Here is a 25,681-nt window from a genome sequence, read left to right on the forward strand (position 1 = left end):
CGAAGAGCCCCGATCAGCCAGCACACAAGGACTCGCCATGCACCTGACCCACCGCCCCGTACGGCCCGACGACATCGCCGGAATCTGCAGCTTCCCGCAAAGCCCGGCCGAACTGTTCCATATGTTCCCCAAAGCCAACTACCCACTTACCCCCGCCCAGCTGAGCGATGCCATTGCCCAACGCAGCGGCTCCACGGTGGTGGAAGGCAACGGCACGGTGCTGGCCTTCGCCAACTTCTACAAGGCCGAACACGGCGGCGTGTGCGCCCTGGGTAACGTGGTCGTGGCCCCCGCCGCACGCGGCCACGGCGTAGCACGCTACCTGGTAGCGGCCATGATCGACCTGGCCCGCCAACAGTTCGCAGCTAGGGAGGTGTGGGTGTCGTGCTTCAACCACAACACAGCGGGCCTGCTGCTGTATCCACAGCTGGGCTTCGTGCCGTTCGGTATCGAGGAACGGCAGGCGTGGGAGGGTTCACGGGTGGCGTTGGTGCAAATGAAACAGGTGCTGATTCAACCCGCCTGATTCAGCGAGACAGCACATTGGGCTGGACGGGAAATTCAAAATCCCTTGCAACAATCACCCAGCGAACCTTTACCCCTACCTCGACGTCGGATCCTGCATCTGCCCATTTTCGAGGCGTCCCGCGTGAAAGACATCATCGTCCGCAAGTATCGCCTGGCCGTGAAGACCATCGGCTACATCGGCTGGTCGCTGTTCTGGCTGCTGATCTGGGATGTGCTGGTCACCATCGACTTCATGCTGTTCTTCAACAGCAAGTTCACCCTGCCACTGATCCCGTTGACCTTGCTGGGTTCTGCGCTGGTGGTGCTGGTGAGTTTTCGCAACAGCAGCGCCTACAACCGCTGGTGGGAGGCACGCACCTTGTGGGGAGCGCTGGTCAACAGTTCGCGCAGCTTCGCCCGGCAAACGCTGACCTTGATCGATAACCCGGATGACGCGCTCAACCCGGTCAAGGCCACCCTGCTGCGTCGGCATATCGCCTATGTGAACTGCCTGGCGGCGCACCTTAAGGGTGAAAGCTGCCCGGATGAGCTGATGGCCTTCATCCCGCCCGCAGAGTTCGAACGGCGCAACCGCTCGAACAACTTCGCCAACGACATTCTCAGCGGCTCGGCGGCCCTGCTGGCGCGGGAATACCAGGCAGGCCGGCTGGACAGCATTCGCCTGGCGCGGCTGGAGTCGACACTGGTAGACCTGTCCAACGCCCAGGGCGGCATGGAGCGGATCGCCAACACCCCGCTCCCCTACCCCTATGTGTATTTCCCGCGGCTGTTCATTACCCTGTTCTGCCTGATCGTGCCGGTGGGGCTGGTGGAGTCGCTGGGCTGGTTCACGCCGCTGGCGTCGACGGTTGTAGGGTTCATGCTGTTGGCGATCGAACGGATCGGAACGGATTTGCAGAGCCCGTTCCGCTTCAGTGAGCACCAGATCCAGATGGACAGCATTTGCGAGACGATCGAGCGCAACCTGGAGTCGATGCAGCGGGAAGCGCAATGTGCCGAAGTGGTTGGTGCGTGAACGATTCCGATACCACGCAAGCATCTGCCTTGCTCGGGATCCTAAGCCTTGCGCGATCCTCGTAGGAGCGGCTTCAGCCGCGATCACCGGCACAGCCGGTGCCAGCCAGCGCGTCGCCTGCTTCGCGGATAGATCCGCTCCTACAGCTACAGCGCCAGCCTGGAGAGCAGCCCCCAGCTACCGATCAGGCGCGCACGTAGCGCTGGCGCAATACATCGCTCAAGGCATCCACCAGCAACACCAGCACCAGCATACCCATGATCACCGTGCTGGCCTGCGCCTCCTGGAACAGGCTCAAGGTGGTGTACAGCATCTGTCCCAAACCACCGGCGCCGACGAACCCCAGCACGCTGGCCATACGGATGTTGTTCTCCCAGCGGTACAAGCTGTAGGCCAGCAACTGCGGCCACAGGTTAGGCAAAGTGCCGAAGCAGAACGCCGCCAGCTGGCTGCCACCCTGTAGGCGGATGGCCGCCGCCGGCTCCGGCGGCGCATTCTCCAGGGCCTCGGCAAACAACCGCCCCAGCACCCCGGCGGTGTGTAGTGCCAGGGCCAGGGTGCCGGCATTGGGACCGAGCCCGGCGGCCAGTACCGTCAGCGCGGCCCACACCAGTTCCGGAATGGCCCGCAGGGCATTGAGCAGCAACCGCGCGCAACCCTGCAATGGCCAACCGAAGCGACCTGCGGCCGGTAGCGCCAGCACCAGGCCCAACACCATGGCCAGCAAAGTGCCCAGCCCGGACATGGCCAAGGTTTCCAGCGCGCCATGCGCGACCGCGCGCAGATGCCCGGCAGACAGGTCCGGGTGCAGGAAGCGCCCGGCATATTCCGCCATCTGCCCCAGCCCGCCATTGCCGAACAGCGCTGGCCAGTCCAGCTCGAGGTACGCGAACGAGGCCACCACTGCGGCGATGATGGCCCCGAGCAGCAACAGGTTGATCGCCCGGCTCATGCCAGCCTCCAGCGCAGCAGGCGGCTGAGCAGATCGGCCAGCATCACCAGCATCAGGAACGTCAGCAGCATGCTCGCCACTTCCGCACCCGCGAACATGCGCATCGACAGGTCGATCTGCTGCCCCAGCCCACCGGCACCGACAAAGCCCATGACCACCGAGGCCCGCACCGCGCACTCCCAGCGATACACGGTATAGGACACGACCTCCGACGCAGCACTGGGCAGGATGCCGTAGAAAAATGCCGCCAGCCTGCCACTGCCCGCTTGCAGCAGTGCGTGGGCCGGGCGCTGGTCGACCGACTCGAAGATTTCGGCGTAGACCTTGCCGAGCATGCCGCTGTAGGTGATGGCGATAGCCAGCACACCGGCCGTCGGCCCCAGCCCGACAGCCCGCACGAACAGCAACGCCCAGACGATTTCCGGCACGCTGCGCAGGAATATCAGCAGCCAGCGCACCGGCAGGCGCAGCACACGTGACCACAGCCCGGCGCGACCGCCACGCGAGGCCGCGCGCAACGACAGCGCGCGGCTGGCCAGCAGCCCGGCCGGGATCGCCAGCAGCAAAGCCAACGCCATGCCGGCGGTGGCCACAGCCAGCGTCTGCAAGGTGGCTTCATACAGCAGTTCAAGGAAGTCCGCACCGTGAGCCGGCGGCCAGAAGGCGCTGACAAAACCGGCGATCTGCTGGCGGTTCTGCGCCTGCAACAGTACCCCCGGGTTCAGTTCGCTCAGTTGCACACCCGGCCACAGCACTACCACCGCCAGCAGGGCCAGCAGCAACCTTGGCAATAGGGCCGGGTCGCGCGCGTCAGCCTTCAGCATCGCGGGATCTGCACGGTCAGCGCCGGCCCCGGAGTCGGCGGCGGAGCCAGCTGTTCATTGGCGTACAGCGCATCGAGCAACTGCTCGGTCACCGCTTGCGCCGGGCAGTCGAACACCACCTGCCCCTCACGAATACCAATCACCCGCGGAAAGTGCGCCAGCGCCAGCTCCACCGCGTGCAGGCTGGCCACCAGGGTCACGCTATTGGCCTGGGCGTGACGGTTGAGCAAGGCCAGGCTGTGGTCAGCCAGCACCGGGTCCATGGCCGACACCGGTTCATCGGTCAACAACACCTGCGGCTGCTGGTACAACGCCCGGGCAATGCCCACGCGCTGCAACTGGCCGCCGGACAATTGCCCGCACTGCACGAACAGTTTGTCGGCCAGGCCCAGCTCGGCCAGGGCTTGACGCGCCCCCGGGACATCACAGGGGTATAGCAGGTTGAGCAGGCCGCGCAGCACACCCCACTGCCCCAGGCGACCGGCCAGCACCGCCGTCACCACCCGCTGGCGCGGCGGCAAGGGTGGTGCCTGGTGCACCAGGCCTATCCGCGCACGCAGGCGCTGGCGGGCTCTGGCGGACAACGCCCAAGGCTGCTCGCCGAGCAGCTCCAGGCGCCCGCTACTGGGCTGAACGGCGGTCGCCATCAGGTGCAGCAAGCTGGACTTGCCCGCCCCCGACGGCCCGATGATGGCGACGCGTTCGCCCTGGCAGATGCGCAGGTTCACCGCATCAAGCGCACGCACCTGGCCATGGCGCAGGCCGGCGCCGTGCAGCTGAATGGCCACTTCGCAGGAGTCTGTCACTTGAGCAGGCCGGCCTCGCGCGCAGCCTGCTCGGTGCCCACGTAGTTCTCAGGCTTGGTCTCGATGAAGCGGCTGGCCGCCTGCAGGTCGAGAATGGCCTTGTGCTCCGGGTTGGCCGGGTCGAGGTCGAGGAACGCCTTTCTGATCTTTTCCTTCAGCGCCGGGTCCATGTTGCCGCGCACGGTCCAGTTGTAGTCGAAGTAGGTCGGGGTGGTGGCGAACACCTTCACCTTGGCGGTATCGACCTTGCCGGCATCGACCAGCTTCTGCCAGACACTGGCGTTGAGCACGCCGCCGTCGACCTTGCCGGCTTGCACCCAGGCCACGGTGGCATCGTGGGCGCCGGAATAGGCCACTCGGCTGAAGTAGTCTTCAGGCTTGATGTTGTCCTGCTTGAGCATGAAGTAACGCGGCATCAGGCTGCCCGAGGTGGACGAGATGGAACCGAAGGCAAACGACTTGCCCTTGAGGTCGGCCAGGCTCTTCACGTCGGGGTTGGCGGTAATGAACTTGGAGGTGAACTGCGCATCCTGCTCACGCTGCACCAGCGGCGTGGCGGTCGGGTCCTTCAGGCGGACCTGAACGAAGGTGAAACCGCCCAGCCAGGCGAGGTCCAGGCGCCCGGAGGCCAGCGACTCGACCACTGCCGGGTAGTCGGCAACCGGCACGAACTTGACTTCCATGCCCAGTTGCCTGGCCAGGTACTCGCCCAACGGCTTGAACTTGCGCTGCAGTTCGGTCGGCGCTTCGTCGGGAATGGCGCTGACCCGCAGGGTTTCAGCAGCCTGGGCGACTACGGCACAGCAGGACAGCACGAGGCCGGCGGCGAGCGCCAGAGGGCGTTTGAGCATGGGTGTTCTCCGGTTCAATAGCGGGGAAGGGTCGGCCTATGCGCCGACGACGGGAATTATAAGAGGCGCAGGCGCAAAGGCCAGCTTTGCTACAATCGCGCATCAAATAGACCTCCTGAGGTGCACATGAGCGAGCCGATTCGCCTGACCCAGTACAGCCATGGTGCCGGCTGTGGCTGCAAGATCTCCCCCAAGGTGCTGGATGTGATCCTCGCTGAAAGCGGTACCCAGGCCCTGGACCCGAAACTGTGGGTCGGCAACGCCTCGCGCGACGACGCTGCGGTGTACGCGCTGGACGACGAGCGCGGCGTGGTCTCGACCACCGACTTCTTCATGCCGATCGTCGATGACCCGTACGACTTCGGCCGCATCGCCGCTACCAACGCCATCAGTGACATCTACGCCATGGGCGGCGACCCGCTGATGGCCATTGCCATTCTTGGCTGGCCAGTCAACGTGCTGCCGCCGGAAGTGGCCCGGGAAGTGATTCGCGGTGGCCGTGCGGTATGCGCCGAAGCCGGCATCCCGCTGGCCGGCGGCCACTCCATCGACGCCCCCGAGCCGATCTTCGGCCTGGCCGTCACCGGCGTGGTCAGCAAGCGTCACCTCAAGCGCAACGACACCGCCAGCGCAGGCTGCCGCCTGTACCTGACCAAGCCACTGGGCATCGGCATCCTCACCACCGCCGAGAAAAAGGCCAAGCTGCGCCCACAGGACCAGGGCCTGGCCCGCGACTGGATGTGCACCCTGAACACCCCCGGCAGCCGCTTCGGCAAACTCGACGGGGTCAAGGCGATGACCGACGTCACCGGCTTTGGCCTGCTCGGCCACCTGGTGGAACTGGCCGAAGGCAGTGGCCTCACCGCGTACCTGGACTACGCCGCTGTCCCACGGCTGCCGAGTGTCGAACACTACCTGGCCGAGGGCTGCATCCCCGGCGGCACCCTGCGCAACTTCGACAGCTACGGGCACAAGATCGGCGCCCTCAGTGACGACCAGAAGCACCTGCTGTGCGACCCGCAGACCAGCGGCGGCCTGCTGGTGGCGGTCACCCCGGAAGGGGAAGCCGAGTTCCTTGCCGAAGCCGCCGGGCTGGGCCTGCAATTGGCAGCGATCGGCCAGCTGGTCGAGCGACAGAGCCACGCGGTCGAGGTGATCTGATGCGCCCCGACTGCACCGACTTCCGCCAGTTGTTCCTCGACGATGTGCCGATGATGGACATGCGTGCTCCCGTCGAATTCGCCAAAGGCGCCTTCCCCGGCGCCGTCAACCTGCCGCTGATGAACGACCAGGAAAGGCAGAAGATCGGCACCTGCTACAAGCAGCAGGGCCAGACCGCCGCCATCGCCCTGGGCCACCAGCTGGTCAGTGGTGCCACCCGGGAGGCCCGCCTGGAGGCCTGGGCGGCTTTTGCCCGGGCCCACCCTGATGGTTACCTGTACTGCTTCCGTGGTGGCCTGCGCTCGCATCTTGTGCAGAAAGCGCTGCGCGATGAGAAGGGCATCGACTACCCCCTCGTCGAGGGCGGCTACAAGGCCATGCGCCACTTCCTGCTGGAGACGACCCAACAGGCGGTCGCGCAATGTGATTTCGTGCTCGTGGGCGGCCTGACCGGCACCGGCAAGACCGATGTGCTGCATCTGCTGGACAACGAGCTGGACCTGGAGGGCTACGCCAACCATCGCGGTTCCAGCTTTGGCAAGCGCGCCACCGCACAGCCAGCGCAGATCGACTTCGAGAACAGGCTGGCCATCGATGTGTTGAAAAAGCGCGCCCGGGGTATCGAGCAGTTCGTGCTGGAAGATGAAGGCCGAATCGTGGGTAGCTGCACCGTACCGCTGGAGTTGTACCAGGGCATGCAGCACTACCCGCTGGTGTGGCTGGAAGACAGTCTGGCCAACCGCGTTGAGCGCATCCTGCGCGACTACGTGATCAACCTGAGCGCCGAGTTCGTCAGCCTGCATGGTGAAGAAGATGGCCGCCGAATGTTTGCCGAGGCGCTTCTGCAGAGCATGGGCAGGATCCACAAACGCCTCGGCGGCGAGCGCTATCAGCGGCTCTCGGAAATTCTGCGCCAGGCGCTGGAAGAACAACAGCGCAGCGGCTCGGTAGACCTGCACCGGGTCTTCATCGAAGGTTTGCTCAGTGAGTATTACGACCCGATGTATGCCTACCAGCGTGCAGCCAAGGCAGAGCGTATCGAGTTTGCCGGGGATGCCGTGGAAGTGCGCGAGTACCTGAAGGCGCGGGCGTTGCGCAGACCGCGCCGGTAGAAACGGGGCGCTTTGCGCCCCATCGCCGGCAAGCCGGCTCCCACAGCGTGGCCATGAGCCTGCCTGCTCGTGGCAGCGGGTTCACCCACCAGGCGGCCTGTACAGGTTTCTCACTGCCCCGGGCTGAGCAGCCGCTCCAGCTCCGCTGCGCGGTCACGGGTCATGTCCATCAGGCAGGTGCCACCTTCCAGTGCCGCCATGGTCCCGCCACTGGCCTGTACATGGAACTGGCAATTGCCATCGCGGTAAGCCAGCCATTTGCGCTGCACATCCCGCAGGCTCTTCTGCTGCCCGGCATCGAGCCTGCTCATCAGTTGTTTGTACACCCGGTTCAGCCGCTGGTCCTGCACCTGCGTTTCGGCCCTGATGCATTCACTCATGGCCACGGTGCTGGACGCTCTGTCCATGCACTGCCCATAGTCCGCCGTGTAATCATCGGCCGCTGCCAATGGCAGCGAACAGGCCAATGCCGTGCCTGCCAGGTAATGCTTGATCATGCAAACCCTCCCTGTGGATTTCAAAGCGTCTGCGGCGGCTCTTGCGGCATCAGCACCCTGCCCGGCTCGAAGCGTAACGTCGGCATCTGCGTCGCGGCATAAAACGCCACGCCCAGTGCCGCAACCAACACCACGTCGAGCCAGCTCCAACCCGGCATATCGGCGGCACAGCGCGCCTTCCAGCAATGCCAGGCCTGCCCCAGGCAGAACACCATCATGGCCGCCAGCCACAGATAGAACCCGGCACCAAAGCCAGTACGCTCATGAAACGCGTAGCTCTGGTTGTCCGGCAAGCGGTCAATTCCGAAACTGCTGGCAGCCAGGTACAGCGCAACCAGCCCGACCAGGAGCGCCAGCCGGCGGAACCGTCGATGGGCCAGGATCGCCAGAGCCAGCAGTGGGTTGGCGAACCACTGATACATGCCGAAAGGCATGCCCCAAGGCCCGTACAACAGCATCTGCAAGGCCGGCATGTGACGATCGCCACTCATCAGCGCACCATCGAAGAACAGTGCGAGCAGGTACAGCAGCAAGCTGGCGCTCAGGTAGAAAACGGGCAAGGGGCATACCAGGAAGAAAGGAACAGGCTGCGACCATAACCCAGGCCCGGCCCCGCTTCCAAACCTTCGATGGGATGCCATGCCGGTCAGGCAACCGGCGGCTCCAGTAGCAGGCCATAGATGCCGGAATCGGACAGCTCGCCAGCCACACACCAGCGCGCGCGCAGGGTACCTTCGAGCACGAAGCCCTGGCGTTCGAGGGTACGTGCCGAGCCTTGATTGCGTGGGTCGATCTCGCCTTCCAGGCGGCGCATGTGCAGGGTGTGGGCGAGGTAATCGATGAAGCAGGTCAGCGCCTCATCCATGTAGCCTCGGCCCTGCACAGCACTGGCCAGGCAATAACCGATCTCGCCACGGCGCGAGACATCGTCGATGTTGAACAGCTGGACCATGCCGATCAGTTCACCGTTGTCGCGCCGGTACATGCCCAGTTTGAGCTGGTCACCGTTGGCATAGGCCTCACGATCGGCGGCCAGGGCGCTTTCGGCTTCGGCCAGGTCTTGCCAGGGAGCATGGTGCCAATAGCGCATGACCTCGGGGTCGGCCATGATTGCCAACCACTGTGCCGCATCGGCATGACGCATGGGGCGCAGTTGCAGACGCGGGCTGTCAAGGCAGAGGTCACTGGGGAAACTGCGGGGTGGGGTCACGCCGGATCTCCTGTCCATGGCTGGGGAAATGACAGTTTAACGTCAAGCGCACGGTTCAGGCATCCGGGGGACCGACGCTGGCTGGCGGTCAGGCCACCTCAGCGCCGTCATCCGGCCAATGCGGCTCATTGGCCCCTGGCGGGGTCAGCGGTGGCAGGCCATATGCCGCTCGCGCATCGTCACAGCTGGGGTTGTGTACCCCACCCACCCACGACGCCTCGAACTCGCGGCAGGGGCTGGAACGGTTGGCGTAGATGGTGCACGCCACCTGCTGGCCAATCTCGCCCTGCAGGCTGATGCAGCGGCATGGCTTGGCGTCGGTACCGATCATGGCGACACGGGTGGGGTTGATCTGCACCACCAGATCATCCGGTACCAGGCCGCCGGAAGACTGGCATTCGCCCCAGAAGAAGGACACACGGAAGTACCCGCAGCAGGCGCCGCAGTCAAGGCAAGGGTTGTATTCGGACATGATGGCACGGAGGGAAGGTTGTTGTTATCGGGCGTGGCCCGCGGCGCCATTTTCAATCCAAGCCGGGGCTGCTGGATAGGGGGGCGATGCAAAAATTTTTGCCGCTGATCCGGCAGCCGGCCAAGCGCGGCCAATACCTGCACGACCACCCGTTTCTGTTAGCAGATAGCCTTGTAAGTCGTAGCATCCGCGCGCTGCAGAGCAAGCCCTGCGCTCGGGTCATATTCCTTGCCCTGCACCATGCTGAAGTAGGTGTACGCTTCACCACAGTGCACCAGGCGGTCGCTCTTCTCACCCTCGGTGAGTACTGTGTAGGACACGCTGCGCATGGCCTGATATTGGCTATCCGCTGCCGCCATGGCCTGGTGATACTTCATCAACTGTCTGTCGTCCAGGGCCAGGCACTTGTCGAGCTGCACACCCCAGCGGGTCAGGCAGACTTCGGCAAAATGACGAACGATCAGCCCCGGCTCTGCCAGCACCTTGCCCGCGCCTGCGCCATCTGCCGAGGCGTTGCCGACGAGCGTGGCATGCCGGCCAGGCATGGGATAGACGCATAACTGTATCCCGCTTGCGACCGAAGGGATCACACAGGCAAAACCTTTGGAGCGCTCATCCCGCGAATAGAAACCTACGTATTCTTTGACGTTATCCGCCAAGGTCACGCGCTCGGTCTGTACATTGCCGACGCCAGGCACCGGATCGATGGCGAAGATGTTCACCGGTATGCCGCGCAACACCGGATCCTGAGCCATGGCATTGGCCAGCATATGACAGCTAATCCCTCCCCTGCTCCAACCGACCAGATTGACCTGAGTTGGAATGCGCGGCTTGCGGAAAATGCTGATAATGCGCTCCTGCAGTTCCTGGGGCGTTGAGTGGCGGTCACCATAATCGTAGGTTCGCCAGAACCAGGAAGCAGTGGAGGAAGGGTCCGGAACAGGTACGCCAGCGTCTTTCAGATGCTGGTATTCTTGCTCGCTCAACTTGGTGCGCTGCCAGTTGCTTACGCCCTTGATCACCTGCAACACATGGTTGACGTTCTCTTCCCAGCCATGGCCAAACAGTTGGCCGGTCCAGTTGAAATAGCCACCGGGCTCGACGAACAGGTTGTCATCCTGCAGGTTGCCACTGCCGGGGCCGTCCACCGCGATCCAGTGGGCAAACTCGCGGCCCAGATCGTTGCTGGCCAGGGTAGAGACCAGCTCACCGTTCCAGAAGTTGGGGTTGGCTTGGTCGAAGCGGTGCGAGCCGGTACCGCAGAAGTAGGCGGTGAAAACACTCATGGGGAAATCTCTGTGGTGAGAGATGAGTGCTGAAGATAGGCGGGCATAGTGCAGGAATGCAGGCGGAAAGCGCGCCCTGCTGCGAAACCGGGGGCTGCCTGGCAGCCCCCGACAGGATTACCTGCGGGCCAAGCCATCAGCCCGGAACATCTGCCGGATCCCTCGAATCGCCTGGCGTATGCGGTCCTGGTTCTCGATCAGGGCAAAGCGCACGTGGTCATCACCGTAGTCACCAAAGCCGATCCCCGGCGACACGCACACTTTGGCCTCGGCCAGCAGCTTCTTGGAAAACTCCAGCGAACCCAGGTGTGCATACTCCGGCGGAATCTTCGCCCACACGTACATCGAGGCCTTGGGATTTTCGACCATCCAGCCCAGCTCGTGCAGCCCCTTCACCAGCAGGTTGCGGCGCTGGCGGTATTGCTCGGCGATGTCGCGCACACACTGCTGGTCACCTTCCAGCGCAGCGATGGCGGCCACCTGCAGTGGGGTGAAGGTGCCATAGTCGTGGTAGCTCTTGATCCGCGCCAGAGCACTGACCAACTCCGGGTTGCCGACCATGAAGCCGATCCGCCAGCCGGCCATGTTGTAGCTCTTTGACAGCGTGAAGAATTCCACGGCGATGTCCTTGGCGCCCGGCACCTGCATGATCGACGGGGCTTTCCAGCCGTCGTAGACGATGTCGGCGTAGGCCAGGTCATGCACCACCAGCACGTTGTACTGCTTGGCCAACGCCACCACGCGCTCGAAAAAGTCCAGCTCCACGCACTGGGCGGTGGGGTTGGACGGGAAACCGAGGATCATCATCTTCGGCTTGGGGATCGACTCGCGGATGGCCCGCTCAAGTTCATTGAAGAAGTCTACCCCCGGCACCAACGGCACCGAGCGCACCTGGGCACCGGCGATCACCGCACCGTAGATATGGATCGGGTAGCTGGGGTTGGGCACCAGCACCGTATCGCCCTGGTCGAGCGTGGCCAGCATCAGGTGTGCCAGGCCCTCCTTCGAACCGATGGTGACGATGGCTTCGCTTTCCGGGTCGATGTCGACCTCGTAGCGTTCCTTGTACCAGTTGGAGATGGCCCGACGCAGGCGCGGAATACCGCGAGAGGTGGAGTAGCCGTGGGTGTCTTCACGCTGGGCGACCTGCACCAGCTTTTCGACGATGTGCGGCGGGGTGGCGCCGTCGGGGTTGCCCATGCTCAGGTCGATGATGTCCTCGCCACGGCGGCGGGCAGCCATCTTGAGCTCGGCAGTGATGTTGAAGACGTAAGGGGGGAGACGATCGATGCGCGCAAAGCGGCGCGGCGAACCTGAATTGGCCATGGCTTCCTCTGAGTACGTAAGCGCCCGGAACCGTCCGAGCGACGTTGGCCGATGTGGCGGCCAAGAACAGAAGATAGTGCCGAAACATGAATTCTGTAAAGGTCAATTTCCCGTTTTATTATTTATTTTCAGATATATTTTTTGAAAATCAGGAAATTTATGTTTCAGCCCTGGTCTTGTCGCCGGAACAGGCAAAAAAAAACCCGGCACAAAGGCCGGGTTTTCGTGTTACAGGCAGCAGTTTCAGCGCGCGTAGGTCATCAGCACGTCCGCAGCGGTCTGGCTGTCCACACCCATCATCACGCTCAGGGCAGTGACGGTGAGGATGGAGAAGCCAAAGACCTTGCGAGCCCATTTGCTGTCATCCTCAGCCTTGTAGCCACCCCAGGCCATGTACAGCCAGTACAGGCCCATGGCAGCTGCCACGGCCAGGTAGCCGAGGCCGGCGTAACCGCCGAGGGTAAGCATCAGGGTTGCGAGCACGAAGGCCAGCACGTACAGCACGATCTGCTTCTTCGCCGCAAGGATGCCGCGAGCCACCGGCAGAACCGGAATGTCGGCAGCGCTGTAGTCCTTGAAGCGGAAGATCGCGATGGCAAAGCTGTGCGGCATCTGCCACAGGCTGAACATCACCAGCAGGGTGACCGCAGCCAGGTCGAAGCTGTTGCTGACGGCACAATAGCCGATCACCGGAGGCATGGCACCGGACAGGCTGCCAACCAGGGTACCGTGCACCGATTTACGCTTCAGCCACAGGCTGTAGAAACCGACGTAGACGATGAAGCCAATCAGCGCGCAGAACGCCGACAGCGGGTTGGCCTGGACATACAGCAGGCTGAAACCCGCCACCCCAAGCAGGGTGGCGTAGATCAGCGCGAGGGGCAGCGGCATGCCGCCCTGGACCATGACGCGGTTCTTGGTGCGCTCCATCTTCTGGTCGATGTCGCGGTCGATGCAGTTGTTGAACACGCAACCGGACGCGACTACCAGCGAAGTACCCACTACCACCGCCAGGAACAGGGCGAAATCCACATGGCCCTTCGCGGCAAGGAAGAAACCGCCTGCCACGGAAAGCACGTTACCGAAAATGATCCCCGGTTTGGTGATTTGGATAAAGTGCTTAACGGACATGCAGTCTTACCTCACTTGGCCAACATTTCGAAGTGGATGCTGAACATGATCCACAGCGACAGGCCGACGAGCAGGGCGATCACCAAGGTGGTGAACAGGAACGTCGAAACGTTGTTGCGTTGCTCTTTCGAGCGGTCCATGTGCAGGAAGTACACGAGGTGTACGACTACCTGGATCACGGCCATGGCAACAATGATCAGAACGGTCAGGTTCTTCGGCAGGCTTGGCGACATGGCCAGGCCGAACGGGATCGCAGTCAGGATGATCGACAGAATGAAGCCGATCATGTACGACTTGACGCTGCCGTGGTTACCTTCGTGATGAGTGTCGTATGCGTTAGCCATTACAGAACTCCCAGCAGGTAGACAACGGTGAATACGCAGATCCAGACCACGTCCAGGAAGTGCCAGAACAGGCTCAGGCAGCTCATGCGGGTCTTGGCGGTCGGCGTGATGCCGTGCTTGTTGATCTGGTACATCATGACTGCCATCCAGATCAGGCCGGCGGTCACGTGCAGACCGTGGGTACCTACCAGGGCGAAGAAGCCCGACAGGAAGCCACTGCGGTTCGGGCCGAAGCCTTCGCCGATCAGGTGATGGAATTCATAGATTTCCATCGCGATGAAGCCTGCACCGAACAGGAAGGTCACAGCCAACCAGCCCAGTACGCCAGCTTTCTTGCCATCGAACATCTTCAGCATGGCGAAGCCGAAGGTGATCGAGGACAGCAGCAGGAACAGTGTTTCAACAGCCACGAAATCGAGCTGGAAGATGTCATGACCCGACGGGCCGCCGGCAAAACTGCCGGACAGCACCGCGTAGGTGGCGAAGAGCGACGCAAACAGGATGCAGTCGGTCATCAGGTACAGCCAGAAACCCAGTACGGTCATCTGGCCCGAGTCGTGGTGGTGGTCGTCATGCCCATGGTCGTGACCATGAGCAGCACCGTGCATTACTTGACTGGACATTGATTACACCCGCTCAAACGATTCGACACGTGCGCCGGCAGGCAGAGCACCTGCTTTGGCCAACGCTTTCATGCGCTCGCCTTCGATGCGCGCCACTTCTTCGGCCGGAACCATGTAGCCCTGGTCGTCACGCGCAGCGTGGCGAACGAAGACAGCGATGGTTGCAACCAGGCTCGCGCCAACCAGCCACCAGATGTGCCAGATGAAGGCGAAGCCGAAGACGGTCAGGAACAGGCCCATGAACAAACCGGTGGAGGTGTTGCTCGGCATGTGGATCGCTTCGTACTTGGCCGCTGGCTTGTAGGCAACACCGGCTTCCTTGGCTTCGTGCCAGGCGTCCAGGCCAACCTTCTCGGGCATATGGGCGAAGTTGTAGAACGGAGGTGGCGACGAAGTCGACCATTCCAGGGTACGGCCGCCCCATGGGTCGCCGGTCACGTCCAGGTTCTGGTTGCGGTCGCGAACCGATACGTACAGCTGGATCAGCTGGCAGGCGATACCGAACAGGATCAGCACGGCGCCGACAACGGCTACGTACAGGTAGGGTTCCCACAGCGGGTTGTCGGAGTGGTTCAGACGACGGGTCATGCCCATGAAGCCCAGGGCGTACAGCGGCATGAACGCTACGTAGAAGCCCGAGATCCAGAACCAGAAGGCAGCTTTGCCCCACTTCTCGTTCAGGGTGAAACCAAAGGCTTTCGGGAACCAGTAGGCGAAGCCGGCGATGTAGCCGAATACCGCACCACCGATGATCACGTTGTGGAAGTGAGCAATTACGAACAGGCTGTTGTGCAGGACGAAGTCAGCGCCCGGAACAGCCAGCAGAACGCCAGTCATGCCACCGATGGAGAAGGTGATCATGAAGCCCAGGGTCCACATGATCGGCGCGGTGAAGCGCAGACGGCCCTGGTAGATGGTGAACAGCCAGTTGAACAGCTTCACACCGGTCGGAATGGAGATCAGCATCGTCGCCAGGCCGAAGAAGGTGTTGACGCTGGCGCCGGCACCCATGGTGAAGAAGTGGTGCAGCCATACAGCGAAGCCCAGCACGGCGATGGCGCCCGATGCATAGATCATCGAGTGGTGGCCGAACAGACGCTTGCCGGAGAAGGTCGAGGTGACTTCCGAGAACACACCGAAGGCCGGCAGGATCAGGATGTAGACCTCAGGGTGACCCCACGCCCAGAACAGGTTGACGTACATCATCGGGTTCCCACCAAGCTCGTTGGTGAAGATGTGGAAGTCCAGATAACGGTCAACAGTCAGCAGAGCGAGTGCAGCGGTCAGGATCGGGAAGGAAGCCACGATCAGCACGTTGGCCCAGGTGCAGGTCCAGGTGAAGATCGGCATGTCCATCAGCTTCATGCCAGGTGCGCGCATCTTCATCACGGTGACGAGGAAGTTCACACCGGTAAGCGTCGTACCCAGGCCTGATAGCTGTAGCGCCCAGATGTAGTAGTCGACACCCACCCCAGGGCTGTACTGAATGCCCGCGAGCGGCGGATAGGCAACCCAGCCGGTCTTGGCGAATTCACCAACGCCCAGCGAGATGTTGACCAGCAGCACGCCTGCCAGCAGCAGGTAGAAGCTCAGCGAGTTCAGGAACGGGAAGGCAACGTCACGTGCACCGATCTGCAGAGGAACCGCCAGGTTCATCAGGCCGGTGAAGAACGGCATCGCCATGAAGATGATCATGATCACACCGTGAGCGGTGAAGATCTGGTCATAGTGTTCTGGCGGCAGGTAGCCTTCGGAGCCACCGGTAGCGGCAGCCAGCTGGGTACGCATCATGATGGCGTCGGCAAAGCCGCGCAGCAGCATGACCATCGCGACGATGATGTACATCACCCCGATCTTCTTGTGGTCGACAGTCGTCAACCACTCGGTCCACAAGTAGGTCCACTTGCGGAAGTAGGTGATAGCACCGACGACAGCGATACCACCGAGCGCAATCATGGCAAGTGTCACCATGACTATCGGCTCGTGATAGGGTATCGCCTCCAGGCTTAGTTTACCGAACATCTCTTACTCCTCTGCACCGGCAGCTGGTTGCATACTCGATTCCACACCCTTGGTAGTGGCCAGATCTTTGCTGCCTGCTTCTTCGTGGCTCGGACGACCGCGGTTCATGCCTTCGTACTTGTCGACGATCAGCTGGAACTGGTCAGGCGAAGCCTCGCTGTACAGCGCGACCGGGTTGTTTTCGCTTGGTTTGGCCAAGGCGTCGTATTCGGCCTTGTCCAGCTTCTTCGGCGACTGCTTGACCTCGGCGACCCACTTGTCGAAGTCTTCCTGGGAGGTGGCAGTAGCCTTGAATTTCATGCCGGTGAAGCCAGCACCGCTATAGTTGGCGCTGATACCGTCGAACTCGCCGTTTTCGTTGGCGATCAGGTGCAGCTTGGTGGTCATGCCGGCCATGGCGTAGATCTGGCCGCCCAGGCCCGGGATGAAGAACGAGTTCATCACGGCGTCGGAAGTGACGCGGAAGTTGACCGGGGTGTTAGCCGGGAAGACGATCTTGTTGACCGTGGCAATGCCCTGCTCCGGGTAGATGAACAGCCATTTCCAGTCCAGCGCGACCACGTCGATCTGCACCGGCTTCACATCGGAATCCAGCGGACGATACGGGTCCAGCTTGTGGGTGGAGTGGTAGGTGAAGTAACCCAGGGCGATGATGATCAGGATCGGGATGATCCACACCGCGGCTTCGATCTTGGTCGAGTGCGACCAGTCAGGGGTGTAGGTGGCGGCCTTGTTGGAAGCACGGTACTTCCAGGCGAAAACCACGGTCATGATGATGACCGGAATCACCACCAGCAGCATCAGACCGGTAGCGATGAGGATCAGGTTCTTTTGCTCAATGCCGACCTGGCCCTTCGGGTCGAGCAGGGTCCAGTTGCACCCACTGAGTAAAAGCATGCCTAAAAAGGGCAATATGCCAAACAGTCTGGGGTAACGCTTTTTACTCATCTCACGACCTCTAGATCAGCTTGCTTCAATGCAATTTGTGTTTTGGTAGCCAACACTTCGTCCTGCCAAGTGCGGCATTTCGCGCCCGTACTCGCTCCTGCCCGGGTCCGACTGCAGGACCTTGGCGTCAAGCGGGTTAGCGGTGCTTATGGTTTCGTAGGCAACAGGCCTGTACTTCAGACCAAGTCCATTTGGTGCGGGAAAACGCGGAGGGGGGTCCGCCCGGTATCGCCGTTGGGCGAAACTTGACGAAGTCAGCAAAAAGGAGCGCTGGGGCTTCCTTCAATCCTGCGACTCGCAAGCAGTGCCGAACGGAAATTGGGGGCGATTGTAGATAGGTCGCCAACCCTTGACTATGACTTATTGAGCAACAGTCTTTTACAGAATCCGCAACAATACTGCTCAAAAATTCAACTTCGCGACAGTTTGTCGCACCCCGCTTGCTAGCCCCCAAAGCCGCATTCCGCAAGGCCTACGGGTTGATCTGAGTCAAGCGGGAAGCAACTTTTCACTCTTCTCATGGGGCGTAAAAGACCCCATGCCATTCGGTACTTTTGTCTAAGCCCGGCGTCGGTTGCGGTAGATTCCGAGCGGAACCAGCACAGCCGTCAGGACAAACGCCAGCAACGCCCACTGCGCCAGGGACAGGCCGAGGATCGGCGGATACGGCGTGCTGCAGAAACCATCGACCTGGAACACCAGCGGCCACAGCTTGGCCAGCGGCAGGTCGTCCACGATCGGCTGCAGGGTATCGATGCCACAACTGACCATGGGGTTGGCGAGTATATACACATGGTTGCCGGCCGCAACGATTCCGCCAATGGCGCTGAGCACTACCAGAGCCTCGAAGAAGGTCAGGCTACGGCGCCCGGGCATCGCCGCCGCGATGAAGGCGAACAGGGCAATGAACAGCAGCGCATAACGCTGCAGGATGCACAGAGGGCACGGCGCCTCGCCGAGCACGATCTGCATGTACAGGGCGCCACCAATCAGTGAAATGCAGATCAGGCCCAACAGCACCAGAAAGCGCCGTTCCCGATTCAGGCGCGATGTTTGTTCGTTCATTGCCGGTTCCTTCGATGGATAGTGGCAGCGTGGTCCGCCTGCCTGGGCGCAAGTCTACACGCCGGCAGGGCCTGTGGCGTGCCGAGGAAGCGGCGTGATAGCGCGGCGCAGGGCTATCCGGTGTGGCTGAGACCGGCCGCTGCGACGTCGGTTCAACGTCGGGCGGCAAAAAAGCGGCTGCCCGGGTGCCACGCAGGGCCAAGCCCCTCGACACCCGGGAGTGAAGGATACCGTGATTAAAGGAGAATTAAGGATGAAACCTGAACCGCGATTTTAATCCTTCCTTATATATAGGCATAAGGTGGGGTAGCCCAGCCGCTGGCAAGCCAGCCCCCAGGCAGCGAATGCTGTCGACCGTTTCGTTCTCGATTACCCACGGGCGGGAGCAATGCCGCAAGGGAGCTGGCTTGCCAGCGGCTGGGATGACAACTTTCGCAAGCCCGTACCGGACCTTTCGCAGGTAAACCCGCGAAAAGGCCGATACAGGCGCTACATCACTCCAGCGCCGCCGCTGGCCCGAAGAACTCGTAGCGGCTCTGCTGCTCAGGCACACCCAGGCCCTTCAACTGGCGCTTGACCGCCGCCATGAAGCCCTTCGGCCCAAGGAAGTAGGCATCCACATCACGCTCCTGCGGCAGCCACTCGGCCAGCAGGTCTTCACTTAGCAAGCCCACCGCATCGGCAGCAGCACCACCTTCCAGCTCGGCATAGCAATAGAAGCGCTTGAGCTGTGGATAATGCGCGGCCAGGCCGTCGACCCAGTCACGGAAGGCATGCACGGCACCGTTACGCGCGCAGTGAATGAAATGCACCTCGCGCCGGGTTTGCAAGGCCGCCTGCAGCATCGCCAGGGTCGGGGTGATGCCAACGCCACCACTGATCAGTACCAGCGGCTTGTCGCCCGCGGCCAGGGTGAAATCGCCTGCCGGCGGGAACAGCTGCAGGGTATCGCCCACGGCCAACTGGTCATGCAGGTAATTGGAAACCTTGCCGCCCTGCTCACGCTTGACGCTGATGCGATATTCCTTGCCATCGCACAGGGCCGACAGGGAATAGTTGCGGCGCTGCTCGGCACCGTCGATGTCCAGCTTCAGGCCGATATACTGGCCAGGCTCGGCCTTGAGCACCGGTTTGCCATCCACTGGGGCAAAGTAGAACGAAACGATCTCGCTGCTTTCCTGCTCACGGCGTACCAGGCGGAATTCACGGGTACCGCGCCAGCCGCCTTCGGCTTCTTCCTTCTGTTTGTAGAGATTTTCTTCAGCGCCGATCAGAATCTCGGCCAGTTGGCCATAGGCCGCGCCCCAGGCCTCGATGACGGCAGGGGTAGCGATGTCCTTGCCCAGCACCTCTTCGATGGCGCGCAGCAGGCAGCTGCCGACGATCGGGTAGTGCTCCGGCAGAATCTGCAAGGCGACGTGCTTGTTGATGATCTGACCGACCAGGCCGCCCAGCTGCTCCAGTTGATCGATGTGGCGGGCATACATCAGCACGCCGTTGGCCAGGGCACGCGGCTGGTCACCGCTGGCCTGGTGGGCCTGGTTGAACAGCGGGCGTACCTGTGGGTACTCGCTGAGCATCATCTTGTAGAAGTGGGTGGTCAGCGCTTCGCCACCGCTTTCCAGCAAGGGGACAGTGGCCTTGATGATTGCACGTTGTTCGGCATTGAGCATTGCGACAACTCCTGAGCCTGTGGCTTCGAATGACTGCCGCGGTTGTTACAGCAATCGTGCCAACTTTTTTCTCCAGCAAAATCAGGGTCTTGACCGGCATCATGTCAAAACGACCTATCCGCGCGTATAGTCATATCGACCCACAGGAGTCCATATGACTACAAAGCCGCTACTCACCGCCCTGCTGCCCTTGGTCAGTGACCTGTCTCGCGACTTGCCCGACCAGGAGCGTTACCGCCGCCTGTTGCAGGCCATGCGCGGGCTACTGCCATGCGATGCCGCCGCGCTGCTGCGCCTGGACGGTGAATGGTTGGTACCGCTGGCGGTGGACGGCCTGAGCCCGGACACCCTTGGCCGGCGCTTCCGGGTCAGCGAGCACCCCCGTTTCCAGATTCTGCTCAGCCGCCCGGAGCCCACCCGCTTCGCCAGCGACTCCGAGCTGCCCGACCCTTACGATGGCCTGGTCAACGCCGCCCATGCCAACCTGGAAGTGCATGACTGCATGGGCTGCCCGCTGATGGTCGATGAGCGCCCCTGGGGCCTGGTCACCCTCGACGCCCTCACCCCCGGGCAGTTCCAGAGCCTGGAGCTGGAAGCCCTGCAGGCCTTCGCCAGCCTGGCGGCCGCCACGGTTACCGTGGCCGAACGTATCGAGCACCTGGCCCTGCGTGCCGAAGACGAGCACCATCGCGCCGAGATCTACCGCCAGGCCAGCGGCCAGGACAGAGAACTGATTGGCCAGAGCCCGGCCCACAAGCGCCTGGTGGAAGAAATCCGCCTGGTCGGTGGCAGCGACCTGACCGTGCTGATAACCGGTGAAACCGGGGTTGGCAAGGAACTGGTGGCGCAGGCCCTGCACCAGGCCAGCAACCGCGCCGACAAACCACTGATCAGCCTCAACTGCGCCGCCTTGCCCGACACGCTGGTGGAAAGCGAACTGTTCGGCCATGTGCGCGGCGCTTTCACCGGTGCCCATGGCGAGCGCCGCGGCAAGTTCGAGCTGGCCAACGGTGGCACGCTGTTCCTCGACGAAGTGGGTGAACTGCCGCTGACAGTGCAGGCCAAGTTGCTGCGTGTCCTGCAAAGCGGCCAGCTGCAACGCCTTGGCTCGGACCGCGAGCACCGGGTGGATGTGCGTCTGATCGCCGCCACCAACCGCGACCTGGCGGCGGAGGTGCGCAGCGGTAACTTCCGCGCCGATTTCTACCACCGCCTCAGCGTGTACCCGCTGCATGTGCCGCCGTTGCGCGAACGCGGGCGCGACGTGCTGCTGTTGGCTGGCTACTTCCTCGAACAGAACCGTTCGCGCCTGGGCCTGAACAGCCTGCGCCTGAGCAGCGGCGCCCAGGCGGCACTGCTGACCTACGACTGGCCAGGCAACGTGCGCGAACTGGAACACCTGATCGGTCGCTCGGCGCTCAAGGCGCTGGGCCAGCACACGGACAGACCACGCATCCTCACCCTGGAAGCCATCGACCTGGACCTGCGCGTAACGGCCGCGCCCGGTACCCCGCCCTCCCCTGCTGCCCCCATACAGGCGGCGGCGCTGGCCGAAGGTGGACTGCGCGAAGCCGTCGACGTCTACCAGCGCCAGCTGATCGAAGTCTGCCTGCAACGGCATCAGCACAACTGGGCGGCCGCCGCCCGAGAACTGGGCCTGGATCGGGCCAATCTCAGCCGTCTTGCGCACCGCCTGGGATTACGCTGAGGGGTTGCCCCTAAAGCCCGAACAGATCAGGCCGATAACCGGTTACCCCTGTTCCCGACGAAGGTCACCATGGCCACGCAAAATGCCCGCGCGGACTCGCTGTCCCTGCTGCTGTTCACGCTGCGCAGCGGCAAGTTGATGGCAATCAACCTGCTCAAGGTCAGCGAGATCATCCCCTGCCCGCCGCTGACCAAGCTGCCCGAATCGCACCCGCACGTGAAAGGCGTGGCGACCCTGCGCGGCCATTCGCTGTCAGTCATCGACCTGTCCCGCGCCATCGGTGAGCAGCCATTGACCGACCCGCACGGCGGCTGCCTGATCGTTACCGAGATCAGCCGATCGCGCCAGGGCCTGCATGTGCAGGCGGTCAGCCGTATCGTGCATTGCCTGAGCACCGACATCAAACCGCCACCCTACGGCTCGGGCAACCGCTCGTTCATTACCGGCGTGACCCGGGTCGACAACACCCTGGTGCAGGTGCTGGACATCGAAAAAGTCATCCACGCCATTGCCCCGCCGGTGCCTGAGCCTCCTCAGAAAACCTTGAGTGAAGAAGACATCAGCCTGCTGGCCGCGGCCAACATCCTGGTGGTAGACGACAGCCAGGTGGCCCTGCAGCAGTCGGTGCATACCTTGCGCAACCTCGGCATCGAATGCCACACCGCGCGCAGCGCCAAGGACGCCATCAATGTGCTGCTGGAGCTGCAAGGCACCGCGCAGGAAATCAACATCATCGTCTCCGATATCGAAATGTCCGAGATGGACGGCTACGCGTTCACCCGCACCCTGCGCGAGACCCCTGATTTCCAGCACCTGTACATCCTGCTGCATACTTCGCTGGACAGCACCATGAGCGCCGAGAAGGCCAGGCTGGCCGGGGCCAATGCCATCCTCACCAAGTTCTCCTCGCCGGAGCTGACCGATTGCCTGGTGGTGGCGGCGCGTACCGTGGTGTTCGCCGAGCGCTGACAAATCCAGCGACAAAATCCCCGGCTTGCCACCGGGGTCGAGACAGGCATAATCGCGCGCACGCATGCAACTTGCCGGTATCGCCATGAAGTTCTTCAGCTCCATCCTGGTCGTCTACGCCCTTTTAAGCGGAGCCGCCCAGGCCTCTACCAGCCAGGCCTGGAACGAGCAGCGCCAGCAGATGCTCAAGGCCTGCCTGGCCGCCAGCCAGTTCAAGGATGCCCACGCCCGCAGCAAGCCCGCCGAGTTCGATGACCAGGTCGGCATGACTGCCCTGCTGATCGAAGGCGTCTACCCACAGCAGCACATGCAGCAGCGTACCGGTACCGAACTGTGCCTGTACGACCGCCGCCAGCAGCGGGCCTTCGTCAGCGAATGGAACCTGGAGGCCAAGTGACCGGCAGCCTGCGTTTCGCCTGCACCGGCTGCGGCAAGTGCTGCACCGGCCACCACGTGCCGCTGACCCTGGCCGAAACCCGTCGCTGGGCAGCAGACGCCGGCCAGGTGATCGTGTTGCTCGAAGCCTTCGTGACCGACGGCCCTGGCATGCCGCAGGAGCAGCGCGAGCACGTAATGCGCCGTTCCCATCCCGTGCGCTGCGGCGAAGGCGAAATACGCGTCGCGGTAACCTTTGCCGCGTTCAACCCTGGGCGCTGCCGCAACCTCGACGACAACGACCGATGCACCATCTATGACCAACGCCCGTTGGTCTGCCGCATTTACCCGGTAGAAATCAACCCGCATATTCCGCTGCGTCCAGGCAGCAAGGACTGCCCGCCGCAAGCCTGGCAGCAGGGGCCTGTGCTGATTCACGGCACGCAGCTGATCGACACCGAGCTGGAGACGCTGGTGCAGGCCTCGCGCCAGGCCGACCGGGATGACATTGCGGCCAAGGTGGCGCTATGTCAGGCGCTAGGCATGACCACCAGTGCGCTCAAGGGCAACGGTTTTACTGCTTATCTGCCCGACATGGGCGCGTTTGCCGCTGCGCTGGCGCAAATGCCGGAAGATGCCGGAGCACAGTGGACCCTGCACGTGGAGGATGAGGCGCTGCTGGCGAACTTGCGCCAGCAGGGTTTGCGCACCACCCATGAATCGCCGGTGTACTACGCCTTCATCGGCTTCTGACCTGGCGGCACGCGCCCCGTGCATGAGTACGTCTAGCACGGGGGTTCCCGGCGAAAGTCCAATTGATTTCCCTGCGATAATTACCTTTTGCGCAACAGTGCTTATCGCCGTTGGCTCTGTTTCGAATGTATTGAAAGGACTAACTTTAGCCCTGTCCTCATTAGCACTTGCACTGCAAGAAGGTAGTTTCAAATGTCCAACAGTAAGGGTATTGCCAGCCTCTTCATCCTGTCTTCCCTGTTGTTGTCGCCCCTGGCCATGGCCGAAGAATCCCAGGCGTTCATCGCCCGTAACGCTGAGCTCGCCGCCATTCATCAAGAGGCCCGCGAAGCCGTAGCCGCACAGAAGGCTGATGCTGCCAAAGGCGCAAACCAGACAGCTTCAAAAGTTTCTGTCGATGCCAATGCCGACAGTTGAGCAAGTGCTGACACTGCTCCCGTTTTCCCTTGGCTACGCCATGGGCACTGCCGGTGCCGATATGTTAGCCTTTTAAAGCCGCTGCCGATCAGCGGCTTTTTTTATGTGCTTCAACCATCAGCCCGGCTGTAACGTACACCTATAAAAAGACGCACATTCGAAAATAACAACTGCCCCACCGCCAGACCAAAGGAGCGAGTACCGGTGCCTTCCGCGTTTCGTTTTACCCCGCTGTTCATTGCGTTGACTGCAACGATCCCTTTCGCCGCCCAGGCAGATGAAGACAAGGCTGATGGCTTCATCGAAGGGTCGTCCCTCAACCTGCATTTCCGTAATGCCTATTTCAACCGCGACAACCACAACGCCGGCGTGCGTGACACCCGCGAGTGGGGCCAGGGCGCGGTTGCGCGCTTCGAATCGGGCTACACCCCAGGTGTGCTTGGCATTGGCCTGGATGCCCATGCCATGCTGGGCCTGAAGCTCGATGGCGGTGGCGGCCACGCCGGCACCAGCATCCTGCCCGAGCACATCAAGGACGATGGCGAGCTGGGTGCGGCGCCACATTCCTTCTCCACCGCCGGGGCTGCGGTCAAGCTCAAGGCATTCGACACCGAGCTCAAAGCCGGTGACCTGTTCCTCACCAACCCGGTGATTGCCGGCGGCGAAAGCCGCATGCTGCCGCAGACCTTCCGTGGCCTGAGCCTGACCAACACCAGCATCGATGGGTTGCTGCTCGAAGGTGGCCAGGTGAGCTTCACCAAGCCCTACAACCAGAGCGGCCATCGCCGTATCGACACCTACTACGGCGCGCTGGACGAGCACGACAAGAGCAAGCACCTGAGCTGGGCCGGCGCATCGTGGAGCGGTACCCCGAACATCACCGCCAACCTGTATGCCGCCGAGCTGAAGGACATCTGGAACCAGTACTACGCCGACGTCGACTATACCTACGTGGTCAATGACCTGGTCAGTCTGAACCCGGGCGTGCATTTCTATCACACCCAGGACACCGGCCAGGCACTGCTGGGCAAGATCGACAACAACACCTACAGCGTGCATTTCACCGTCAACGCCGGGTACCACAGCGTCACCGCCGCCTACCAGCGGGTCAATGGCAACACGCCGTTCGACTACATCAACCTTGGCGACAGCATCTACCTGGACAACTCGCGCATGTACTCCGACTTCAACGCGCCGAACGAGCGTTCGTGGAAGCTGCAGTACAACTATGACTTCGCTGGCGTGGGCGTCCCAGGCCTGACCAGCTCGCTGTCATACTCACGCGGTGAGGCCGACCTGACCAAGGCCACTCAGGACACCAGCCACTACGACTATTACCGTGCCGATGGCAAGAACGCCATGCACTGGGAGCGTGACCTGGATCTGAAGTACGTATTCCAGGCGGGTGACCTGAAGGACTTGTCGGTACTACTGCGCTATGCCGTGCACCGTGGTAGCCAGGGCTATGCGTCGATCGACAGCAACAGCGACAACGATGAACTGCGGGTGATCGTCGATTACCCGTTGAACGTGTTCTGATTCGAAACCGCCAGCGAAGGCTTTGCCCTCGGTTCGCTAAGACGGTGGATGGCACCGGCTTCGCCGGTGATCGC

At 62.2% G+C, this 25,681-nt stretch carries 27 protein-coding genes; 10 read left to right on the top strand and 17 right to left on the bottom strand.

Translation table 11 applies throughout. The features are described 5' to 3' along the window. Positions 1–37: 37 nt before the first annotated feature. Both HU760_RS20200 and HU760_RS20205 read left to right on the top strand, forming a co-directional pair. Positions 38–526 carry a GNAT family N-acetyltransferase gene (locus HU760_RS20200; protein WP_186673567.1) on the top strand — a complete coding sequence of 163 codons (489 nt, stop codon included), beginning with the start codon at positions 38–40 and terminating at the stop codon, positions 524–526. 123 nt (positions 527–649) lie between these two features. Continuing rightward, positions 650–1,543, top strand: coding sequence for a bestrophin family protein (locus HU760_RS20205; protein WP_186673568.1), 894 nt, complete (start codon positions 650–652; stop codon positions 1,541–1,543). 184 nt (positions 1,544–1,727) lie between these two features. On the opposite strand, the gene phnE is transcribed toward HU760_RS20205, so the two are convergent. Genes phnE through HU760_RS20225 form a run of 4 tightly spaced genes read right to left on the bottom strand, consistent with a single transcriptional unit; the run spans position 1,728 to position 4,976 of the window. Continuing rightward, positions 1,728–2,495: a phosphonate ABC transporter, permease protein PhnE gene (phnE, locus tag HU760_RS20210; protein ID WP_186673569.1), complete on the bottom strand. Its 768-nt coding sequence runs from the start codon at positions 2,493–2,495 to the stop codon at positions 1,728–1,730. Continuing rightward, positions 2,492–3,319, bottom strand: coding sequence for a PhnE/PtxC family ABC transporter permease (locus tag HU760_RS20215; RefSeq protein WP_186673571.1), 828 nt, complete (start codon positions 3,317–3,319; stop codon positions 2,492–2,494). Before HU760_RS20215 ends, phnE begins: the two co-directional genes overlap by 4 nt. Next, positions 3,313–4,107, bottom strand: coding sequence for a phosphonate ABC transporter ATP-binding protein (locus HU760_RS20220; protein ID WP_186674045.1), 795 nt, complete (start codon positions 4,105–4,107; stop codon positions 3,313–3,315). The genes HU760_RS20215 and HU760_RS20220 overlap by 7 nt, the downstream gene beginning before the upstream one ends. 14 nt (positions 4,108–4,121) lie before the next feature. Continuing rightward, positions 4,122–4,976: a putative selenate ABC transporter substrate-binding protein gene (locus tag HU760_RS20225; protein WP_186673573.1), complete on the bottom strand. Its 855-nt coding sequence runs from the start codon at positions 4,974–4,976 to the stop codon at positions 4,122–4,124. Between the two features lie 126 nt (positions 4,977–5,102). Here HU760_RS20225 and selD point away from each other — a divergent pair, with 126 nt between their 5' ends. Together selD and mnmH are read left to right on the top strand one after the other, a co-directional pair. Next, a complete protein-coding gene (gene selD / locus HU760_RS20230) occupies positions 5,103–6,137 on the top strand; it encodes a selenide, water dikinase SelD (protein ID WP_186673575.1) in 1,035 nt (344 codons plus the stop codon). Further along, a complete protein-coding gene (gene mnmH, locus HU760_RS20235) occupies positions 6,137–7,249 on the top strand; it encodes a tRNA 2-selenouridine(34) synthase MnmH (RefSeq protein ID WP_186673577.1) in 1,113 nt (370 codons plus the stop codon). Before selD ends, mnmH begins: the two co-directional genes overlap by 1 nt. A gap of 110 nt (positions 7,250–7,359) precedes the next feature. Here mnmH and HU760_RS20240 read toward each other — a convergent pair whose 3' ends face one another. The 13 genes from HU760_RS20240 to hmpA form a co-directional block, all read right to left on the bottom strand. Further along, a complete protein-coding gene (locus HU760_RS20240) occupies positions 7,360–7,746 on the bottom strand; it encodes a lysozyme inhibitor LprI family protein (protein WP_186673588.1) in 387 nt (128 codons plus the stop codon). A gap of 20 nt (positions 7,747–7,766) precedes the next feature. Further along, positions 7,767–8,306 carry a hypothetical protein gene (locus HU760_RS20245; RefSeq protein ID WP_186673590.1) on the bottom strand — a complete coding sequence of 180 codons (540 nt, stop codon included), beginning with the start codon at positions 8,304–8,306 and terminating at the stop codon, positions 7,767–7,769. Between the two features lie 86 nt (positions 8,307–8,392). Next, a complete protein-coding gene (locus tag HU760_RS20250) occupies positions 8,393–8,956 on the bottom strand; it encodes a GNAT family N-acetyltransferase (RefSeq protein WP_012270565.1) in 564 nt (187 codons plus the stop codon). A gap of 88 nt (positions 8,957–9,044) precedes the next feature. Then, positions 9,045–9,428, bottom strand: coding sequence for a YkgJ family cysteine cluster protein (locus HU760_RS20255; RefSeq protein WP_170028317.1), 384 nt, complete (start codon positions 9,426–9,428; stop codon positions 9,045–9,047). A 158-nt stretch (positions 9,429–9,586) separates the two neighbouring features. Continuing rightward, positions 9,587–10,714 (bottom strand): hypothetical protein, encoded by a 1,128-nt coding sequence (locus HU760_RS20260; RefSeq protein ID WP_186673592.1) that lies wholly within the window; start codon positions 10,712–10,714, stop codon positions 9,587–9,589. A gap of 117 nt (positions 10,715–10,831) precedes the next feature. Then, complete coding sequence (alaC, locus tag HU760_RS20265) at positions 10,832–12,040, bottom strand: alanine transaminase (protein WP_186673594.1); 1,209 nt, start codon at positions 12,038–12,040, stop codon at positions 10,832–10,834. A 243-nt stretch (positions 12,041–12,283) separates the two neighbouring features. After that, positions 12,284–13,171 (bottom strand): heme o synthase, encoded by an 888-nt coding sequence (gene cyoE, locus HU760_RS20270; protein ID WP_186673596.1) that lies wholly within the window; start codon positions 13,169–13,171, stop codon positions 12,284–12,286. 11 nt (positions 13,172–13,182) lie between these two features. Then, complete coding sequence (gene cyoD / locus HU760_RS20275) at positions 13,183–13,515, bottom strand: cytochrome o ubiquinol oxidase subunit IV (RefSeq protein ID WP_186673598.1); 333 nt, start codon at positions 13,513–13,515, stop codon at positions 13,183–13,185. Continuing rightward, a complete protein-coding gene (gene cyoC, locus HU760_RS20280; protein ID WP_063911281.1) occupies positions 13,515–14,138 on the bottom strand; it encodes a cytochrome o ubiquinol oxidase subunit III in 624 nt (207 codons plus the stop codon). The genes cyoD and cyoC overlap by 1 nt, the downstream gene beginning before the upstream one ends. A 3-nt stretch (positions 14,139–14,141) precedes the next feature. Then, positions 14,142–16,160: a cytochrome o ubiquinol oxidase subunit I gene (gene cyoB, locus HU760_RS20285; protein ID WP_063911280.1), complete on the bottom strand. Its 2,019-nt coding sequence runs from the start codon at positions 16,158–16,160 to the stop codon at positions 14,142–14,144. 3 nt (positions 16,161–16,163) lie between these two features. Continuing rightward, the gene (cyoA, locus tag HU760_RS20290; protein WP_015268993.1) at positions 16,164–17,108 is read right to left on the bottom strand and encodes a ubiquinol oxidase subunit II; all 945 of its coding nucleotides are present in this window, start codon (positions 17,106–17,108) and stop codon (positions 16,164–16,166) included. A gap of 558 nt (positions 17,109–17,666) precedes the next feature. Continuing rightward, on the bottom strand, positions 17,667–18,173 hold the full coding sequence (locus HU760_RS20295; RefSeq protein ID WP_186673600.1) for a disulfide bond formation protein B: 507 nt from the start codon (positions 18,171–18,173) through the stop codon (positions 17,667–17,669). Between the two features lie 494 nt (positions 18,174–18,667). Beyond that, entirely contained in the window at positions 18,668–19,846 is a 1,179-nt protein-coding gene (hmpA, locus tag HU760_RS20300) for an NO-inducible flavohemoprotein (RefSeq protein ID WP_186673602.1), read from the bottom strand. A gap of 154 nt (positions 19,847–20,000) precedes the next feature. Here hmpA and norR point away from each other — a divergent pair, with 154 nt between their 5' ends. From norR to HU760_RS20330, 6 genes are all read left to right on the top strand, one after another. Then, complete coding sequence (gene norR, locus HU760_RS20305; RefSeq protein ID WP_186673604.1) at positions 20,001–21,554, top strand: nitric oxide reductase transcriptional regulator NorR; 1,554 nt, start codon at positions 20,001–20,003, stop codon at positions 21,552–21,554. Positions 21,555–21,623: 69 nt separating this feature from the next. Then, positions 21,624–22,523, top strand: coding sequence for a chemotaxis protein (locus tag HU760_RS20310; RefSeq protein WP_186673606.1), 900 nt, complete (start codon positions 21,624–21,626; stop codon positions 22,521–22,523). Between the two features lie 85 nt (positions 22,524–22,608). Further along, positions 22,609–22,920 carry a hypothetical protein gene (locus HU760_RS20315; RefSeq protein ID WP_186674046.1) on the top strand — a complete coding sequence of 104 codons (312 nt, stop codon included), beginning with the start codon at positions 22,609–22,611 and terminating at the stop codon, positions 22,918–22,920. After that, a complete protein-coding gene (locus HU760_RS20320; protein WP_186673608.1) occupies positions 22,917–23,651 on the top strand; it encodes a YkgJ family cysteine cluster protein in 735 nt (244 codons plus the stop codon). The genes HU760_RS20315 and HU760_RS20320 overlap by 4 nt, the downstream gene beginning before the upstream one ends. A 192-nt stretch (positions 23,652–23,843) precedes the next feature. Continuing rightward, positions 23,844–24,068 (top strand): hypothetical protein, encoded by a 225-nt coding sequence (locus HU760_RS20325; RefSeq protein WP_186673610.1) that lies wholly within the window; start codon positions 23,844–23,846, stop codon positions 24,066–24,068. A 204-nt stretch (positions 24,069–24,272) separates the two neighbouring features. After that, the gene (locus tag HU760_RS20330) at positions 24,273–25,607 is read left to right on the top strand and encodes an OprD family porin (protein ID WP_186673612.1); all 1,335 of its coding nucleotides are present in this window, start codon (positions 24,273–24,275) and stop codon (positions 25,605–25,607) included. The last annotated feature ends 74 nt before the right edge of the window (positions 25,608–25,681 follow it).

Origin of the sequence: Pseudomonas oryzicola (assembly GCF_014269185.2) — a bacterium.
Classification (GTDB): Bacteria; Pseudomonadota; Gammaproteobacteria; order Pseudomonadales; family Pseudomonadaceae; genus Aquipseudomonas; species Aquipseudomonas oryzicola.